Origin of the sequence: Vibrio owensii CAIM 1854 = LMG 25443, from assembly GCF_000817815.1 — a bacterium.
Lineage (GTDB): Bacteria > Pseudomonadota > Gammaproteobacteria > Enterobacterales > Vibrionaceae > Vibrio > Vibrio owensii.
The window spans coordinates 96729-115384 of the sequence record NZ_JPRD01000014.1; the positions used below are offsets into that span (position 1 = coordinate 96729).

General features: G+C 46.5%; 20 protein-coding genes. 7 read left to right on the forward strand and 13 right to left on the reverse strand.

The genetic code is table 11. From position 1 onward, the window contains the following. Positions 1-53 precede the first annotated feature (53 nt). A complete protein-coding gene (locus H735_RS08165) occupies positions 54-1025 on the reverse strand; it encodes a lytic murein transglycosylase (protein ID WP_005430863.1) in 972 nt (323 codons plus the stop codon). A 48-nt stretch (positions 1026-1073) separates the two neighbouring features. After that, on the reverse strand, positions 1074-1355 hold the full coding sequence (locus tag H735_RS08170) for a YcgL domain-containing protein (protein ID WP_012127285.1): 282 nt from the start codon (positions 1353-1355) through the stop codon (positions 1074-1076). Positions 1356-1552: 197 nt separating this feature from the next. Here H735_RS08170 and minC point away from each other — a divergent pair, with 197 nt between their 5' ends. The 3 genes from minC to minE are packed head-to-tail and all read left to right on the forward strand — an operon-like array spanning position 1553 to position 3311. Continuing rightward, entirely contained in the window at positions 1553-2215 is a 663-nt protein-coding gene (gene minC, locus H735_RS08175) for a septum site-determining protein MinC (protein ID WP_005437686.1), read from the forward strand. A 17-nt stretch (positions 2216-2232) separates the two neighbouring features. Further along, entirely contained in the window at positions 2233-3045 is an 813-nt protein-coding gene (gene minD / locus H735_RS08180) for a septum site-determining protein MinD (RefSeq protein ID WP_005437688.1), read from the forward strand. 2 nt (positions 3046-3047) lie between these two features. Continuing rightward, the gene (minE, locus tag H735_RS08185; protein WP_005437690.1) at positions 3048-3311 is read left to right on the forward strand and encodes a cell division topological specificity factor MinE; all 264 of its coding nucleotides are present in this window, start codon (positions 3048-3050) and stop codon (positions 3309-3311) included. Between the two features lie 110 nt (positions 3312-3421). Here the strand turns inward: minE and rnd are convergent, their stop codons facing one another. The 7 genes from rnd to H735_RS08220 form a co-directional block, all read right to left on the reverse strand. After that, complete coding sequence (gene rnd, locus H735_RS08190) at positions 3422-4540, reverse strand: ribonuclease D (RefSeq protein WP_020196049.1); 1119 nt, start codon at positions 4538-4540, stop codon at positions 3422-3424. Positions 4541-4627: 87 nt separating this feature from the next. Continuing rightward, positions 4628-6319 (reverse strand): long-chain-fatty-acid--CoA ligase FadD, encoded by a 1692-nt coding sequence (fadD, locus tag H735_RS08195; protein WP_005437015.1) that lies wholly within the window; start codon positions 6317-6319, stop codon positions 4628-4630. A gap of 106 nt (positions 6320-6425) precedes the next feature. Continuing rightward, positions 6426-7280, reverse strand: a complete 855-nt coding sequence (locus tag H735_RS08200; RefSeq protein ID WP_020196050.1) for an alpha/beta fold hydrolase — start codon at positions 7278-7280, stop codon at positions 6426-6428. 6 nt (positions 7281-7286) lie between these two features. After that, positions 7287-7844 (reverse strand): Slp family lipoprotein, encoded by a 558-nt coding sequence (locus H735_RS08205; protein ID WP_020196051.1) that lies wholly within the window; start codon positions 7842-7844, stop codon positions 7287-7289. A 25-nt stretch (positions 7845-7869) separates the two neighbouring features. Continuing rightward, the gene (locus tag H735_RS08210; RefSeq protein WP_005437006.1) at positions 7870-8175 is read right to left on the reverse strand and encodes a hypothetical protein; all 306 of its coding nucleotides are present in this window, start codon (positions 8173-8175) and stop codon (positions 7870-7872) included. Between the two features lie 60 nt (positions 8176-8235). Next, the gene (tsaB, locus tag H735_RS08215; RefSeq protein ID WP_020196052.1) at positions 8236-8937 is read right to left on the reverse strand and encodes a tRNA (adenosine(37)-N6)-threonylcarbamoyltransferase complex dimerization subunit type 1 TsaB; all 702 of its coding nucleotides are present in this window, start codon (positions 8935-8937) and stop codon (positions 8236-8238) included. 45 nt (positions 8938-8982) lie between these two features. Beyond that, positions 8983-10908 carry a DNA repair helicase YoaA gene (locus tag H735_RS08220; RefSeq protein ID WP_020196053.1) on the reverse strand — a complete coding sequence of 642 codons (1926 nt, stop codon included), beginning with the start codon at positions 10906-10908 and terminating at the stop codon, positions 8983-8985. Positions 10909-11125: 217 nt separating this feature from the next. Between H735_RS08220 and purU the strand changes: the two genes are divergently transcribed. Then, on the forward strand, positions 11126-11959 hold the full coding sequence (gene purU / locus H735_RS08225) for a formyltetrahydrofolate deformylase (protein WP_005428723.1): 834 nt from the start codon (positions 11126-11128) through the stop codon (positions 11957-11959). Between the two features lie 71 nt (positions 11960-12030). Here purU and H735_RS08230 read toward each other — a convergent pair whose 3' ends face one another. Then, the gene (locus H735_RS08230) at positions 12031-12630 is read right to left on the reverse strand and encodes a VOC family protein (RefSeq protein WP_020196054.1); all 600 of its coding nucleotides are present in this window, start codon (positions 12628-12630) and stop codon (positions 12031-12033) included. A 220-nt stretch (positions 12631-12850) separates the two neighbouring features. On the opposite strand from H735_RS08230, the gene argS reads away from it, so the two are divergent. From argS to H735_RS08245, 3 genes are all read left to right on the forward strand, one after another. Beyond that, positions 12851-14584, forward strand: coding sequence for an arginine--tRNA ligase (gene argS / locus H735_RS08235; protein WP_020196055.1), 1734 nt, complete (start codon positions 12851-12853; stop codon positions 14582-14584). Between the two features lie 104 nt (positions 14585-14688). After that, positions 14689-15117, forward strand: a complete 429-nt coding sequence (locus tag H735_RS08240; RefSeq protein ID WP_005446436.1) for an HIT family protein — start codon at positions 14689-14691, stop codon at positions 15115-15117. Positions 15118-15267: 150 nt separating this feature from the next. Next, on the forward strand, positions 15268-15789 hold the full coding sequence (locus tag H735_RS08245) for a YqhA family protein (protein ID WP_005426711.1): 522 nt from the start codon (positions 15268-15270) through the stop codon (positions 15787-15789). 109 nt (positions 15790-15898) lie between these two features. Here the strand turns inward: H735_RS08245 and H735_RS08250 are convergent, their stop codons facing one another. The 3 genes from H735_RS08250 to H735_RS08260 are packed head-to-tail and all read right to left on the reverse strand — an operon-like array spanning position 15899 to position 18629. Further along, complete coding sequence (locus H735_RS08250) at positions 15899-16129, reverse strand: FeoC-like transcriptional regulator (RefSeq protein ID WP_005382192.1); 231 nt, start codon at positions 16127-16129, stop codon at positions 15899-15901. Beyond that, complete coding sequence (gene feoB, locus H735_RS08255; protein ID WP_020196056.1) at positions 16126-18402, reverse strand: Fe(2+) transporter permease subunit FeoB; 2277 nt, start codon at positions 18400-18402, stop codon at positions 16126-16128. The genes H735_RS08250 and feoB overlap by 4 nt, the downstream gene beginning before the upstream one ends. Then, a complete protein-coding gene (locus H735_RS08260) occupies positions 18402-18629 on the reverse strand; it encodes a FeoA family protein (RefSeq protein ID WP_027726681.1) in 228 nt (75 codons plus the stop codon). Before H735_RS08260 ends, feoB begins: the two co-directional genes overlap by 1 nt. Positions 18630-18656 lie beyond the last annotated feature (27 nt).

Below are 18656 nucleotides of genomic sequence, written 5' to 3' on the forward strand. Positions count from 1 at the left end.
AGAGAAAACAAAGGGCTCCGAAGAGCCCCTTTTTATTCGTTTATACATTCAATCTAGAATGTGATGCGGTCAGCTAAGTGACTTACCGCCAGTGCGAAGTAGTAAGAGCGGTTCCACTTCATCAACACATTGTAGTTGTTGTACACCAAGTAAGTACGGCCGTTCTCATCGTCTGGCATGATCAGCCAAGCTTTGATGTCTTCGTCCAGCTTAGGAAGTGGGCTGCCATCGTATTTGGTGATGCCAAGCTTGCTCCACTCTTGCAGGTACTTACCTTTTTCCGCTTCGCGACCTTGCAGGTTGTGGTCAATGCCGTGTGGCACTTTAACCTGACGACCCCAAGTGAACTTATCATCCCAGCCAGATTTGCTTAGGTAGTTCGCAGTAGAAGCAAACACGTCCGCTTCTGATTGCCAGATGTCTTTCTTGCCGTCGCCGTTACCATCCGCGGCAAAACGTAAGAATGAACTTGGCATAAACTGACATTGGCCCATCGCACCAGCCCAAGAACCTTTGAAGTTCTCTAGCTCGATATGACCTTCATCTAGGATTTGTAGTGCCGCCATGGTTTCTTTACGAAAGAACTCTTCACGACGACCTTCAAACGCCATGGTCGATAACGCGTCGATCACACGGAAATTACCAGTGAACTTACCGAAGTTACTTTCTACGCCCCAAAGTGCAACGATAAAGCGCGGCTGCACGCCAAACTCATCGCCAATGCGTTTTAGCTCAGCGTAGTGCTCTTTATACAGTTGCTTCGCTTGCTTAACCTTCCACTCAGGTACCGCGCGCGGAATGTATTCATCTAACGTCAGTTTCTTCTCAGGTTGGTTACGGTCAGCTTTTACGGCGCGTGGTTTGTATTCCACATCAGCAAAAGCGGCACTAATCACCTGTTCGGAAATGCCTTTATCACGCGCTTCTGCACGCAATTTGTTTAGGTATTCATCAAAGCCATCGCTACTTGCAAAGGCTGAAGTGCACATACCAACGCTGAGCATTGCTGCCAGTATCTTTTTCATATCGCCCTCCTTGAGCGAGGCAGAATTCCCAGATGAAAAGCGGTGACGTTATTCGCCTTTCTGCTGGGCTTTTTGTTCTTTGTATTTTTCGAGTAGGTTTTCCGGCGGAGGCGGAACCTGTAGGAAGAAACCATCATTAATTAATGACGCTTTCACTTTCTCGACATCAACTTGTGCCAAAGTACGACCATCAAGTTTGATTGTCATTACCGGCATAGGCTTACCGAACATCTGCATTAGCGTGTCAGGAACCTGTGAGAAATCATCCTTTTTCGGAATATAGAGATAAGTGCCTTCTTTTCTGGAACTTTTATAAATAGAACAAAGCATGACGAGCCTTTTGTGCTGATTTACCCGCTTTGAATGCGGATTTTGTTGAAAACGTAAAATTCTCGCAAACTTGATAGCAAATTTTAGATTAATTCACTTATTTGCCCGCTTGAGAACTTGCTGCGCTAAAGGATGAAATATAACATGACAGACCTAGTTTAAGGCAACGCTCTTTCAATAAAGGCAAGAAGTCCACGATGACCCATTCACCTGACCTTAAAGGTAGCAGTTTTACATTGTCAGTTTTACACCTTTCTGACAACGAGATCGCTAAGACTGTCGAATTTTTGCAAGAAAAGGTTTCTCAAGCACCCTCTTTCTTCGCATCCGCACCTCTGGTTATCAATATAGCAAAAGTAGAAGGCGATATTGATTTCACCGCACTTAAACAAGGCATCGCCGATGCAGGGTTTATTCCGGTTGGTGTGACTGGCTGTAAAGATAAGCGCGTTCAAAACCTTGCCTCAGAAGCGGGCTTCGCCATCATGTCTGCGAGCAAATCTCCAACTCAAGCACCAGCGAAAATGGCGCCGACCAAAATCGTTCGTACGCCTGTGCGTTCTGGTCAGCAGATTTACGCCAAAGACGGTGACTTGGTTGTACTAGCGCACGTAAGCGCTGGTGCAGAAGTGATTGCTGATGGCTCTATCCACATTCATGGCACCCTACGCGGACGCGCCATTGCTGGGGCGAGTGGTCAACAAGAAGCACGAATTATTTGTCACGATTTACAAGCTGAACTGGTTTCCATTGCAGGAGATTACTGGTTGAGCGATCAAATTGAGAGTGAGTATTGGCAAAAGAAAGTAATGATCAGTAAAGCCGAAGAATCATTACATCTAGAAACACTCACGATTTAGTCTAAAAAGGAAATAAAATGGCACGCATTATTGTAGTAACGTCTGGTAAAGGTGGCGTTGGTAAAACCACTTCAAGCGCAGCCATCGCCTCTGGTCTGGCTCTTAAGGGTAAAAAGACTGCGGTGATCGATTTTGATATCGGCTTGCGTAACCTCGATCTTATCATGGGCTGTGAGCGCCGCGTGGTGTATGACTTTGTTAACGTCATCAACGGTGAGGCAACGCTTAACCAAGCGATGATCAAAGACAAGCGCACAGATAACCTATTCATTCTTCCAGCTTCTCAAACACGTGATAAAGACGCGCTAACCAAAGATGGCGTGCAACGTGTGTTCACAGAGTTGGATGAAATGGGCTTCGACTTCATCATCTGTGATTCTCCAGCAGGTATCGAGCAAGGTGCTCTGATGGCGCTGTACTACGCAGATGAAGCGATTGTAACGACGAACCCAGAAGTCTCTTCGGTACGTGACTCTGACCGTATCCTAGGTATTTTGGATTCTAAGTCGCTACGTGCTGAGCAAGGTCTTGAGCCAGTTAAGCAGCACCTACTACTGACCCGTTACAACCCTTCTCGCGTTACACAAGGTGAGATGCTAAGCGTTGAAGACGTCGAAGAGATCCTACACATTTCTCTACTGGGCGTGATTCCAGAAAGCCAAGCGGTATTGAATGCATCAAACAAAGGCGTGCCAGTGATCTTTGACGAGAACACAGACGCAGGCATGGCTTACTCTGATACGGTAGACCGTCTACTGGGCAACCAGGTTGAATTTCGTTTCCTTACTGAGGAGAAGAAAGGACTCTTTAAACGACTATTCGGAGGCTAGACATGTCACTATTAGAATTTTTCCGCCCACAAAAGAAAACTTCTGCGAATCTAGCCAAAGAGCGTTTGCAGATCATCGTTGCTGAGCGTCGTAGCCAGAACGATCCTGCGCCTTCTTACTTGCCTCAATTGAAAGAGGACATCTTGAAGGTGATCAGCAAGTACGTTGCGATTGATCCAAACATGGTGGATTTGACGTTTGAACATAAGGACGATGATATTTCGGTTCTTGAGCTCAACGTGAAGTTGCCAGAAGACGAGAAGTAATTACTTTTCGACTTTGCTTGAGCGCTCTAAGCAATTGAGCACTCAAAACAAAAGACAAATGCGTGTTACAAAAAAGGTTGGCGATAATGCCAACCTTTTTTATTTGGTACTTACTTGAGCACTTTATTCATCTTCTCGCCGAGTAATTCAAGACGCCAGCCTTGCATCACATCCGGTAGACGCGCTGGATCGCGGTCTTTCTTCCATACCCAACTGATGATTTGGTTGATCTGCTTTTTAGACGCCAAGAACTCGGTCGCCAAGCCTGATTTTTGAGATGCTACCTTCACTACATCCTTCATGTTCTTGAAGATTTGCTTGTAGCCTGGGTAGTCCATCAAACGTTCGATTTTCGCTGGGTAATCATCGACAGGAGTTTGCTTTGCACTTTTCACAATGGCCGCAATTCGTGCGCCGTGGCGGTTAATCGCACGAATGTCGATGCCTTCTGCTTCCATCTTCTTAAAGTTTATCAGCCCAAGGCGAGCCACCGTCAGCAAGTCGCCTTCTTTAAAAATGAAGTTCAACGCAAGATCGCGCTTGATCGCTTCGCGGTAACGCCAAGTCGCTAAAGGCTTAAGAATCGCAAGTTCAGCCGGTCTTAGTTGCCATGCACCTTTGATGTCTAGGTAGACGGTTTCTTCATTTAAGTTACGAATACGCTTTGATACCAGTAGGTCGCTCTCTTGCTGAACCGCTTCCCACCAGCCTGCTTCGTTCACTTTATCTAGTAGCTTCTCGTAAAGAGGCATTAGGTAGTGTACGTCAGCCGCGGCGTAATCAAGCTGCTTTTGAGTCAGTGGACGCGCCATCCAGTCAGTGCGAGACTCGCTCTTGTCTAGCTCTACGCCTAGGTATTCTTCCACCAGCGTAGCAAAGCCCGTCGATAGACCGTGACCTAGAAATGCCGCCATCAACTGCGTATCCACCATCGGGAATGGTGTGCAGCCAAAGGCATTTTGGAAGACTTCTAAATCTTCACCACACGCATGCAGCACTTTGAGTACTGAGGTGTCTTTTAACAACTCGACGAACGACGTCATGTCAGTCAGTTCGGTCGGGTCGATAAGGGAAAGTTGTTTGCCATCGAAAAGCTGAATCAAACCTAGTTGCGGATAATAAGTCCTGATTCGCACGAATTCGGTATCCAGCATAACTACGTCGGCTTCTCTTGCTAGAGCGCAGACTTCTTCTAGGTCTTTGTTTTTCGTAATGATCTGATAGTTCACATGCTTCTCGCTATAAAAAAATGCCAGCAAAACGCTGGCATTCTAACACTATTTGGCAATAAATGATTGTTGCACAAAGAAATCCGCTTATGCGCTCTTCTTCGCTAGCTCTGCGTCGTTCTCTTCACGCAGTACGCGACGAAGAATCTTACCTACGTTGGTCTTAGGTAGATCTTCACGGAACTCAACCAACTTCGGCACTTTGTAGCCAGTTAGGTGTTGGCGACAGTGTGCAATCACTTCGTCTTTGGTTAGGCTCGGATCGCGTTTTACAACGTAGATTTTCACCAGCTCGCCAGACACTTCGTGAGGCTGACCGATTGCCGCGACTTCTAGCACTTTACCGTGCAGAGCAACCACGTCTTCGATTTCGTTCGGGTAAACGTTGAAGCCAGACACAAGAATCATGTCTTTCTTACGGTCAACGATGTGTAGGAAGCCTTCATCGTCAAATTTAACGATGTCACCCGTCGATAGCCAACCGTCTTCGTTGATCACTTCTTTAGTCGCTTCAGGGCGCTGCCAGTAACCTTGCATCACTTGAGGACCGCGCACTTGAAGCTCACCTGTCTCAGTATTTGCTAGTGGGTTACCTTCTTCATCAACAATACGTACTTCAGTTGATGGCACAGGCAGACCGATAGAACCGTTGTATTCCACTAGGTCATGCGGGTAAGCCGCCACCAATGGAGAACATTCTGTTAGACCGTAACCTTCTAGTAGGTAACAGCCCGTGGTCTTTTGCCATTTTTCAGCGACGGCACGTTGTACTGCCATACCACCACCTACTGCTAGGCGAAGGTTGCTGAAATCTAGCTCATGGAAATCTTCGTTGTTCACTAGCGCGTTAAACAGGGTGTTAACGCCAGTAATAGCAGTGAACTGGTATTTTTGCAGCTCTTTCACAAAGCCCGGAATATCACGCGGGTTAGTGATAAGCAGGTTGTTGCCACCCATTTCGACGAACAGTAGACAGTTCACCGTCAGTGCAAATACGTGGTAAAGAGGCAGTGCCGTAACAACAAGCTCGCGACCCGGAGACAATACAGGACCATAAGCGCCTTTCGCCTGCATTACGTTAGCGATCATGTTGCGGTGCGTCAGGATTGCGCCTTTCGCTACGCCCGTTGTACCACCAGTGTACTGTAGGAATGCAATATCATCGCCAGACATAAATGGTTTCACGTACTGAAGACGACGACCTTTGTGCAGCGCTTTACGCATTGAGATTGCACCCGGTAGATCGTACTTAGGCACCATGCCTTTCACGTACTTAACCACGAAGTCGACAAGTGTACCTTTCGCACGTGGCAGCATTTGACCTAGGCTGGTCAGAACCACGTGTTTCACTGGCGTGTTTTCTACGATTTGCTCTAGTGTGTTCGCGAAATTAGAAACGATAACGATCGCCGTTGCGCCAGCATCGTTTAACTGGTGCTCAAGCTCACGAGGAGTGTAAAGTGGGTTCACGTTCACAGCGATACAGCCTGCACGCAAAATACCAAATAGCGCGACAGGGTATTGAAGCAGGTTTGGCATCATAAGAGCAACGCGGTCGCCCTTCTTCAGCTTAAGTTCGTTTTGTAGGTATGCGGCGAATGCGCGGCTACGCTCTTCCAATTTGCGGAAGGTCATGACCGAGCCCATGTTCATGAATGCCGGTTGGTCTGCGTACTTTTGAACAGACTGCTCGAACATTTCTACCAAAGACTCATATTGCTCTGGATTAATGGTTTCAGGTACGTCACTTGGATAACGTGAAAGCCATGGTTTATCCACGATGTTACTCCTCGTTTATAACTGGCTAAAAAATAGCGTCCTTTTTATTTTGAGCACTATTACAGCACAGCAAACGTGCTTGAGCACGTAACTCTCAAACACTTGTTTAAATTTTGTTAACTACACCAAGAATTCGCTTTGCGACCTCGAGTGTTTGCTCTAAATGGCAATGATGCCCACCCGCGACAGAAACCACTTTCGGTGGATTTTCGCCCCAATCGACTTGGTTAGACTGTAAATGCTGAAATCCTTTATCACCCAATATGATTAGGTGCGGACAGCGTATTTGGCTGGTGATCGAGTTCGCGTGATCCTGTGCCATGCGATAAAGAGAATCGCACTTTAATTTGGCATCATGTCGCCAAAACCAATGGTTCTCACGACATTCAGTTCCGCGCTCTACGATTGGCATCAACTGCTCGGCGGTCAGGTGATTCGCTTGCATGCGTAGCTTTAACGCCAGATCGAAAGAAGCGATAGCTCGCTCCGGTTTGCTGCGTTGACGTTGTCGGTTAAGGACGCCATCACGCAGTCGTTTTACGCAATTGGAAGGCTGTTCTGCGAGTGGACCCGCTCCTTCAATTTGCACTAACGCTTCGACCTGTTCAGGAAAGGCAGCACTATAGCAACTTGCGATTAAAGCGCCTAGTGAATGCCCTACTAACACCTGTCTGTTTGGCGATAATTCATCCAATAATTGGTGTAAATCAGCAATGTAGTCGTGGAAGGGGTAGTAATTGTCTGAGGATTTATGACTGGATAAGCCATGACCAAATAGGTCAATTGCTAGTAAATGAAGCTCAGGGTTGCAGTGATGGATAGCTTTCATCAAGGTTTTGAAGCTGCCCGCGTTATCCATCCACCCATGAAGAAAAACGACTGAACAAGCAGTCGTTTTTTCGTTTCCGATTTCTAAGGCTGCCATGCTCCCATTTGGGAGTTCGAAACGGCGCTCATTCATCACAGATTATTTAACCTTCTTGATCACCTTGCCGTCTTGCGGGAAATCATTTCGCCACATGCGGCAGTTGATGGAGTAACAAGGGTAGTAATAGGTTGGCGTGTCATACATACGTACACGCTCTTCAATCTTCCATAAACGGTAGCCATCGCCTTTGATGACAGGGAAGATGTATTGGTGCTCGCCAATTTTGCCTTCTTCTTCGCCCGCACCTTTACCCACCACAGTAATGATTCGACCTTTACTGAAAGCTACTGGCTCTAGGTAACCATCAAAATAAACCGCGAAGCGACCCGTTGGTTCTTGGTCGATGTCCGGTTTGCCTGATTTGCTGATTGGTAGGTTTACGATCTCCAGACGCGTTTGGTCTTTCAAGTTATCCACTTTCGCGATAACACCACCAAGACGGACATCGTTAGCAGCCTGTCCTTGGTCTTCAGCAAAAGCTTTGTAATCCGTCAAAACCTGCTCGGTGCTTGCATTCAGCTCTTCAGGAAGAGAGCTACAGGCAGAAAGCCCGAATGCTGCGATAATAACCAGAAAAATATGTCCAGAAAGTTTCATAAACCCCCACTATAAATTCGTTGTTTTACACATAGATATCGACACCAAGTAACTGAGCAAGTTCCTCTTTCTTCGCTCGATTCATGACGTCCATATACTGTTCCATTGCTTTGCGAGCATGACCCTCGGGCAAATCATATTGCACTTGAGCGCGATGAATCTGAGACTCATCCACTTGCTTAATGGAATGCGCGACAGCGTTCGCCACCTTAGAAGGTTGACCAACGGGCTGCTTATCTTGAGCTTTCTTTACCTGCCCTTTTTTACCGACTTTATTGGTGCGATTTGCACCCGGTATTAACGCAGGAGGTAAACCATTGATAGACGCCATAACGCTCCATAAAAATACAGGGCAAACGCCCTGCACTTTGTCATATCATTGAAAGTCCGATTATTCGCGACCCGGAAGTTTCTTCCACGTCACATTATCGCGCAGATAAACCGGGCTCGATTCTTCTACTGGGACTGTGTTGCCTTTCTTAAGTTCCTGCTCAGCAAGAATCACAATGTCTTGTGAATCAGGGTAAAGAACATCGCCACTGGTGACGTTGAATGGCAGTTTGCCAAGCTCTTCTTGGTAAGCATCCCAACCAGTACCCGCTTTAGTCCACGTTTTGTCGTCTGCTTGTGCTTCTTCCGCTAGACGCGCTGGTGGGATAACACATTCTGCATCCATACCTGCCCATTCACCGTTTTCTTGGCGAGTATAACGTGCCCAGTAAACTTCACCCATGCGCGCATCAATCGCAACAGCGGCATCCGTTGCGCCGTGCAGGCGGTAGCTTGCTTGTGCCATCGCAGCCAGCGTTGAAACGCCGATCATTGGTAAGTCAGCACCGAACGCCAAACCTTGCGCGATACCAATACCGATACGAACGCCAGTAAAGCTGCCCGGACCACGACCAAACGCCAATGCGTCTAGATCTTGTAGAGTCAGACCTGCTTCTTTCAGTACTTCGTCTACCATAGGCAGTACTTTCTTAGTGTGGTCACGAGGAGCCACTTCACTGCGTGAAATCACTCGGTCATTAACCAGTAGCGCAACTGAACAGTTCTCAGTTGCCGTATCGATAGCAAGAATTTTTGCGCTCATGTAACTCTCTACAATTCTTCTTTAATTTATTGATGCCACAGCGCATTAGTCTGCGGCAGGTTGTTCTGTTTTTAGGAATGTTTTGATTCGTTCTAAATCCCGTGTTCTTGGGATTGGCGGTAAACTGCCGAGGAAGATGCCACCATAATCACGCGTTACCAAACGGTTGTCGCAAATGATTAAGGCACCATGGTCTTTTTGGTCTCGAATCAAACGTCCTACGCCCTGCTTTAACGTGATAACCGCATCTGGGATTTGCACTTCTGCAAACGGCTCACCACCACGTAATCGACAATCTTCGATTCGGGCTTTGAGTAGCGGATCATCAGGGGCAGTAAACGGTAATTTGTCGATGATAACACAGCTCAGCGCATCACCTCTAACATCGATCCCTTCCCAGAATGCACCCGTCGCCACCAGCAATGCATTACCTAGCTCCATAAACTCGGCAAGGGTCTTTTGTTTGCTCATCTCACCTTGCATTAGCACAGGCAGATCCAGCACTTCACGGAAGCGTTCACCAAGCTCACGCATCATGCTGTGCGAAGTACACAGAAAGAAACAACGCCCGTCGTTCTCTTCAATCACAGGCGCAAGCATTCGCACCAGTTTGTCGGCTAAGCCAGGGTTGTTTGGCTCTGGTAAATAACGAGGGACACACAAGCGAGCTTGCTTCTCGTAATCGAACGGAGATGGCAACGAAAACTGCTGCTTCGGCTTCAATCCAAGACGGTCGGTAAAGTGTTTAAAGTCACCCGAAACCGCTAGGGTTGCAGAAGTAAAAATCCACGCACCTTGTTTGATTTCGATTTGCTCATGGAATTTATCCGCCACCGATAGCGGCGTAATGTGCAAAGCAAAGTGACGTGGAGATGTGTCGTACCAGTATGAGTAACCGGTAATATCAACATCACAAACGCGATCAATTCGTCCTTTGATCAGGTTGGCACGCTCAAAGGCAGTATCTAGCAATTGGCTTCGACCTAATGCCAGTTTCAATACGTCAATCGCCAAGTCTAAGCTATCGGTTAAGCGCACCAATTCACGTTTGATCGATTCCGATTGCAACGCTTCCCGCCAGTTACCACGAAAGCCCGGTTCACCCAGCACAATGCGCATATCCATCGCACTTTGCATCAGCTTATCGCCGACTTTTTGCAGTTGGCGCATGTCTTTTGCTTCTGTGCGGTAGGCAATCTCAATGTCTTTGGCGAGCTCTTGGATCTGACGGCTAGAAATCGATTGTCCGAAGTATTCGCTGGCAATGTCTGGAAGCTGGTGGGCTTCATCGAAAATGAATACGTCAGCTTCTGGGATCAATTCACCGAAACCGGTTTCTTTGATCGCAAGGTCTGCAAGGAACAAGTGGTGGTTAACGACAACAATGTCTGAATCCATTGCGCGTTTGCGTGCTTTTAAGACGAAACAATCGGTGTAGCTCGGACACTCTTTACCCAAACAGTTATCGTTAGTGGAGGTTATGGTCGGGATGATCATGCTGTCTTCTGGCAGATCCTCACAATCACCTAAATCGCCCGTTTTGGTTTCAGACGACCAAGTGCGGACTTTAACCAATTGAGTCAACAGTGTTGGATCGGCTTCATTAGTATGGCTCTCGACCATTTGTCGGCTTAGACGATCCAAACATAGGTAGTTGGAGCGACCTTTTAGTAGCGCGACTTGTCCATAAAAGCCTAAAGCTCTGACCATCAACGGCAGGTCGCGGTGATACAACTGCTCTTGCAAGTTCTTCGACCCCGTACTGATGATGACTTTTTTGCCGCTCAAGAGCGCAGGCACAAGGTAAGCGAAGGTCTTCCCCGTTCCCGTCCCTGCTTCAACCACCAGCTGAGTTTGGTCTTTGATCGCACTGCTGACAGCTTCTGCCATATCGATTTGTGGCTGGCGAGCTTGAAAGCCCGGAATGGCTTTGCCTAACGCGCCCTCAGAGGAGAATGTTTTTGCGATCATGCCTGACATCTGGTTGGAAAAATTGTCGAGAGTATATCAGGAGTTGAGCGTAAACATCAGCCAACAAAAGCACCAGGTTTTAGCATCGCGCGGATAATTTGTTGAAACCGCGCCGAGAATAGATTATTTATGAAGTCAGATTGCAGTACGATTCACGCTTCTGACGTGACCCTTTTATTCGTACGCTAGAAAAATAATGCATGGAAGTATCTGATTTATGGAAAAGAAAACACTGTTAACCCATTGTTCTGACGCACCGGGTTTGATCTCAAAAATCACCAATATCTGTTATAAACATCAGCTGAATATCGTTCATAATAACGAGTTTGTTGATAACACCAGTGGGCACTTTTTCATGAGAACCGAGTTGGAGGGTTACTTCAACGATCAAACGCTACTCGCCGATTTAGACCAAGCACTGCCACAAGGTGCAAAACGCAAACTTATCAGCTCTCGCCGCAAACGCATCGTTATCCTAGTGACCAAAGAAGCGCACTGTCTGGGTGATATTCTGATGAAGACTTACGATGGCAGCTTAGATGTTGAAATTGCTGCAGTTGTTGGTAACTACGACAAACTTCAAACACTCACTGAGCGTTTTGATATCCCTTACCATCACGTTACTCACGAAGATCTTAGCCGTGAAGAACACGAGCAGAAGATGCTTGAAGTGATCGATCAATACGATGCCGATTACCTTGTACTGGCGAAGTACATGCGTGTTCTCACTCCGACTTTCGTAGAGAAATACCGTCACAAAATCATCAACATCCACCACAGTTTCTTACCCGCTTTCATCGGTGCAAAACCGTACCAACAAGCTTACGACCGCGGTGTGAAGATCATCGGTGCAACAGCGCACTTCGTAACAAATGACTTGGATGAAGGTCCAATCATCAAGCAGGACGTTATTCCAGTGGATCACACGTTCAGCGCACAAGATATGGCGCAAGCAGGTCGCGATGTAGAGAAGAACGTATTGAGCAAGGCTCTGAATAAAGTGATCAATGACCACGTTTTTGTCTACGGCAATAAGACGGTTATTCTTTAAGTTCACCGCATTTAAAAAAAAGGGTTGCTCATTTGGCAACCCTTTCTTTTTTATAGTTGTTCAGGGCCAACTTATTCAGCCTGCTCAGACTCCACAATACGCTTGAGTGAATGTGGGTGCAGCTTGATGCAAATGCCTTGATACTTAAACGCCACCGTTGGGTTGTTCAAGCGTTCGCCTTCCCCTTTAGGACTCGACAGTTTGATCTTCACACCCAGCTCTTCCAACTCGTCAAAACGCGCACCAAACGCTGGGTAAGTGTGTTTCAAATCAGCAAGAAACTCATCTGCGGTATCGGCGTGAGATGGAATCACGAACTCCACATGTTCCCAGCTTTCAGTTGGGTAGATTTTGCCTTCCGCAGGGTATGGCAGCTCCAGACACTCAATCTTCCAGCCACGGCTTTCCAACGCTTTATCGAACTCAATAACAATAATTGGGCGACCGTTGATTTTCGCTTGTGAAATCACCTTTCCGTATTGACTCCAAGCCTCATGCGCAGCTTTTGCGGTATCAGTATCGTTAATACGCAACGCAATATGGTCAGCTTGAGCAAAGCTCACATCCAGTTTTAACAGGGATGCAAACTCTTCAATCTTCGCCATAAATGCATCCAGATCTTGGATCATCAATTCAGGCGCTAGGCGTTTTTCAACTAGTTGAGTCGTCATTGTGGCTCTCTTTTGGGGCTATTTATCTCATTACTCTGAGCGCAATAGTAAACGCAAACCAAGCCTCATTTCCATTCAATCGAAAAAGTATAAATTTCCCCAATTCCTCTCTGTATGAAAAGCAATAAAGTTGTTATCATTAGCCCCATTTTTGTGAACTCCAGCAGAACTTGGCACTTACTTCGCCGAGTTCTTCGTCCTTGAATTGAAGGAAACGCGTGTGAATATCCAAGCACTTATTAATGACAAAGTATCTCAGGCTCTAGAAGCCGCTGGCGCACCTGCAGGCAGTCCTGCGGCGGTACGCCAATCAGCAAAGCCACAATTTGGTGACTACCAAGCAAACGGCGTAATGGGCGTTGCTAAAAAACTGGGTACTAACCCACGAGAATTTGCACAGAAAGTACTGGATGTTCTAGACCTAGACGGTATTGCGAGCAAGACAGAAATCGCAGGTCCTGGTTTCATCAACATTTTCCTAAGCGAAGAGTTCCTAGCGAAGCAAGCGGAAGCAGCATTGGCTGACTCACGTCTTGGCGTTGCAGCAGACGAAGCTCAAACTATCGTTGCTGACTACTCTGCACCAAACGTTGCGAAAGAAATGCACGTTGGTCACCTACGTTCAACCATCATCGGTGATGCGGTAGTACGTACTCTTGAGTTCCTAGGTCACAAAGTGATCCGTGCGAACCACATCGGCGACTGGGGTACTCAGTTCGGTATGCTTATCGCAAACCTTGAGCGTGTACAACAAGAGTCTGGCGAAGTTTCTATGGAACTGGCTGACCTTGAAGGCTTCTACCGTGAGTCTAAGAAACTATACGACGAAGACGAAGAATTCGCAGTGAAAGCACGTAACTACGTTGTGAAACTGCAAAGCGGCGACGAGTTCTGCGCAGAAATGTGGAAGAAGCTGGTTGACGTAACTATGATCCAAAACCAGCGTAACTACGACCGTCTAAACGTATCTCTATCTCGTGATGACGTAATGGGCGAGAGCATGTACAACGACATGCTACCTAAGATCGTAGCGGACCTTAAAGCACAAGGTCTTGCGGTTGAAGATGACGGCGCGCAAGTTGTGTTCCTTGAAGAATTCAAGAACAAAGACGGCGAAGCGATGGGCGTTATCGTTCAGAAACGCGACGGCGGCTTCCTATACACAACAACGGACATCGCATGTGCGAAATACCGTTACGAAGAACTAGGCGCAGACCGCGTACTTTACTTCATCGACTCTCGTCAGCACCAACACCTAATGCAAGCTTGGACTATCGTTCGTAAAGCGGGCTACGTACCAGATTCAGTATCTCTTGAGCACCACGCGTTCGGTATGATGCTAGGTAAAGATGGTAAGCCATTCAAGACTCGTGCAGGCGGTACGGTTCGTCTTGCTGATCTTCTTGATGAAGCAGAAGTTCGTGCAGCACAGCTGATCGAATCTAAGAACTCAGAACTAGCAGAAGACGAGAAGAAAGCGATCGCGAACACAGTTGCAATGGCAGCGGTTAAATACGCAGACCTTTCTAAGCACCGTACTACGGACTACGTGTTCGATTGGGACAACATGCTAGCGTTCGAAGGTAACACTGCACCGTACATGCAATACGCATACACTCGCGTAGCATCTGTATTCGCTAAAGCTGGCGTTTCTATGGATGATCTACAAGGTGAAATTAAGATCACTGACGAGAAAGAAAAAGCGCTTATCGCAAAACTTATGCAGTTCGAAGAAGCGGTTCAATCTGTTGCTCGCGAAGGTCAACCACACATCATGTGTAGCTACCTATTCGAACTAGCAGGTCAGTTCTCTAGCTTCTACGAAGCATGCCCTATCCTAGTTGCTGAAGACGAAGCAGTGAAACAAAGCCGTCTGAAACTAGCAGCCCTAACAGCGAAGACCATCAAGCAAGGTCTATCTCTACTAGGTATTGATACTCTAGAGCGTATGTAAGCGATTCTAGAATCGAGACGATTTAGAAAGGTTGGCGTGAAAGCGTCAACCTTTTGTTTTATCTGGCGTATACTGATGTCATTCAATTCAAATCGGATAATATAATGAGTTTTGAACTGCACCCTCAATTGGCAAAAGACACTACCGTTATCGGTCACTTCCCACTGTGTGTGGCACTTCTGCATAAAGACAATGCCGTGCCATGGGTTATCTTGGTACCAAAACGTGCAAACCTAAAAGAGCTTCACCACTTGCCAATGAAAGAACAGCAACAGTTTTTGCTAGAGTCTCAGGCAGTAAGCCAAGCACTAGAAGCAACATTCCGTCCAGACAAGTTAAACCTAGGCGCACTAGGTAACATGGTACCTCAGCTACACATTCACCATATTGCTCGCTTCAAAGATGACGTAGCATGGCCGGGACCAGTTTGGGGCAACACCAAAGGTGAATTCCGTACAGAAGAAGAGCAAAACGAATTGCTTGGCCGTATTAAAAACGTGCTATCACTGAGCTCTATTTTCCAAAAAGCATAGCCGCTGTCAGCGAAAATAATTCGCCTTTGAATACGGCTGAAACAGACAGAGAAAGATTAATACGCATTTGTAACAATCTTTCTCATTTTTCTAGGATTATCACTAAAATAAAACTTGTTTAGACTGCCAACTCAGTTAGAGAGGGTCATCATGAAACAAGTCTTCAACACATTCCGATACGTCAGCTGGATCGCCATCATCTGTTCTATGGCTGCTTCATTCTTGCTTTTTGTTATGGGCGCAGCAAAAACCTATTCGGCATTTGCGGTCTTCATTCTCAATCAAACACCTCCAGAAGCACTCGCACATTTAGATAAAGCAGACATCGCGATCGCGTATTTGATCAAATCACTGGATACGTTTCTTGTCGCACTAGTTTTGTTCATCTTTGCTCACGGCATCTACACACTGTTTATTTCCAACAAAGCTAAAGCGAAAACACAAGAACAGTCGGTTTTGCATTGGATCAGAACCCCAAACATCGGTCACCTAAAAAACATTTTGGCTGAAGTCATCATCGTGATCTTGTTTGTGAAGTTCTTAGAGCTCGTGCTGATTAACTTCGACAGCTTAGATTGGACGATCTTAACATTACCTATTTCGATTTTAGTTTTAAGTCTTGGTTTGAAGTTCCTAGGGTTAGGCGCGACTAAACACTCTGAAGAACATTAATTTCTCTGTATTCACAAACAATAACCAGCAAAAGAAAAGCCGCATCATTGCTGATGCGGCCTTGTCGTTTTTACATGATAACTTTTTAGGTGACTAATTTTGACAATCGCTACATGGTGACTGTCAAAGACAAACCATCTTGTTTAGTCACTGAGTAGCGAACACGAGTCACGTCATGAGCTTTATTAGTGTCGACTAGGCGGCTAATTTTGCCCTTCTTAATCCACACGTTTAACATCGCGTCGGCGCCATCTTCACTCATCCCAAACTGTTTAGCCAGATCTGACTGGGAGACGGTTCCTTTGTCTGCAATGTATTGATAAAGCTCTTTTAAAATCATGCCACTTGCGCCTCTAATGCACCGTTTTGTTTCTTACCAACTTGTTTGAACACGCGGTAGGTACCAAAGAAGATAGCAACGATCACAGCCATCCAAATACCACTTGTTACTGGGCTATCTGCGAAATGCGTCAATTGGTTGTAGAACGTCGCACATAGGTAAGCTAAGCCCATTGTCCAAACCGCGATAAAGCGTGCGAACTTATGACCAAACTCACGTACGTAAGCACCCATCGCCGCCACACAAGGTGTGTACAGTAGGATAAAGATTAGGTAAGCAAATGCGGCATTGCCAGAAGCAAACTGCGATTTGATGTTACCGAAGATAGAAGCATCGACTTCTTGTTCTTCTGCAACTGCATTTGAGTCAGTTAAGTCACCCACTTCAATGCCTAGTGGATCTGAGTAGCTCAAACCGGCTAGGTTTTCAGGGATACTCATTACTGCCTCTTCTAGGCTGCCCATTAGGTCAAATTCTGCGTCTTCACCATCGCTTGGTGTAGTGTATAGGCTGTTAAGCGTACCAACTACCGCCTCTTTTGCGAAGATACCGGTAATGATACCTACCGTCGCCGGCCAGTTGTCTTCTTGAACACCGATTGGCGCGAATACTGGAGTCACAACTTGCGCTGCTTTAGAAAGCACAGAGTTTTCGCTGTCTTCGTTACCAAAGCTGCCATCAGTACCCAATGAGTTGAAGAAACTCAGAATAGCAACAACGATAACGATGGTTTTACCTGCACCAAGAACGAAGCGCTTTAGCTTTTGCCAAGTTTTGATCACCACGTTTTGTAACGTTGGAAGCTCATAGTCAGGCATTTCCATTACTAGGCTGTCACTGCTACCTGGGTAAAGCGTGTGCTTAAGGAAAAGCCCCGTGAAGATCGCTGCCACAATACCAAGTAGGTAAAGTGCGAATACAATGTTCTGACCAGAACCTGGGAAGAATGCCGCAGCGAATAGTGCGTATACTGGTAGACGAGCACCACATGACATAAATGGCGCCATAGATGCAGCTAGTTTACGCTCACGCTCTTGATCTAGAGTACGGGTTGCCATGATTGACGGTACGTTACAGCCAAAACCAAGAACAAGCGGTACGAATGCTTTGCCTGGTAAACCAATCTTCTGCATCACTTTATCTAGTACGAATGCGGCACGAGCCATGTAGCCTGAGCTTTCTAGTACCGCTAAGAACAAGTACAAACACGCGATAACTGGAATAAAGGTTGCAACCGTTTGGATACCACCACCAATACCATCAGCAAGCACCGTCACTAACCAAACAGGTAAATGACCGTCTAACAAGTGGTGACCACCATCAACCAACAGAGCACCAACACCGATATCGAAGAAGTCGATGAACGCACTACCAATGTTGATAGAGAACATGAACATTAGGTACATCACAACGAAGAAGAATGGGATGCCCACCCATTTGTTCAAAATGAATTGGTCTAGCTTTTCAGTCACGCTGCGGCTTAGCTTACCTTCGCTACGGCGTACTTTCTTACACTCTTCATGAAGATGTGTGTATTTGGTGTCAGCCACATGCAGGTCAACATCAAGATCTAGCTCGGCAATCGTATTTTCAACACTATTGCGGTGTGCATCCGACATGCTGTTAAGAACCAGCGCATCTTTTTCTAGTGCGCGAATCGCCAATGCTCGGTGAGAAACGGTTTGATCATTGAAAAGAGCCGAAACTTTGCCGATCGCCGCTTCCATTTGTTCGCCGTAATTCAAAGCGACTTCTTTTAACGCGACACCTTGAACCACAGACTTGTGCAGCTTTTCTTTAAATTCTGCTACTTGCGCTTTGTTTGTCGCTGACAGGCTAACTACCGGGCAACCCAACGTTTTTTCGAGTTCTGCAACATTGATGATTTGGCGTTCACGCTTAAGTGCGTCCATTTTGTTTAATACAACAATCATAGGACGACCAAGCTCGCGCAGCTGTAGTGTCATATATAAGCTACGTTCAAGACTTGTTGCATCGACTACGTTGATGATCAGATCAGCAGGGTGCGTCAGAACCGCACGAGACGCGATAGACTCATCGATACTATTACTGTCATTACCACTATCTAGAGAGTAGATACCCGGAAGGTCTGTCAGTAGAAATTCATCGCCAGCGTGTTTGAACTGGCCAGTTTTCTTTTCAACCGTTACACCAGCCCAGTTGCCGACTTGTTGTTTTGCACCAGTAAGGCCATTAAAAAGTGTCGTTTTACCGCTGTTTGGGTTACCGACCGTAAGAATTTGGTATTGCATTATGCTCGCTCCACTTCAATGTTCTGCGCAACGGCCTCTCGCAACGCAACAGAAACACCACGAACTTCAACTTGCAGTGGGTCGCCCATTGGAGCACGTCGAATAACTTTAACCTCAGTATTTGGAAGTAATCCCATTACCATTAGCTTTTTTCTGACGTCCGACGTAAGTCCTTCTAACAACCGAATTGTCACTGTTTCGCCAGGTTTAATTTCTGATAGCTTCATAGTGGCCCTTAAGAGTAGTGCAAATGA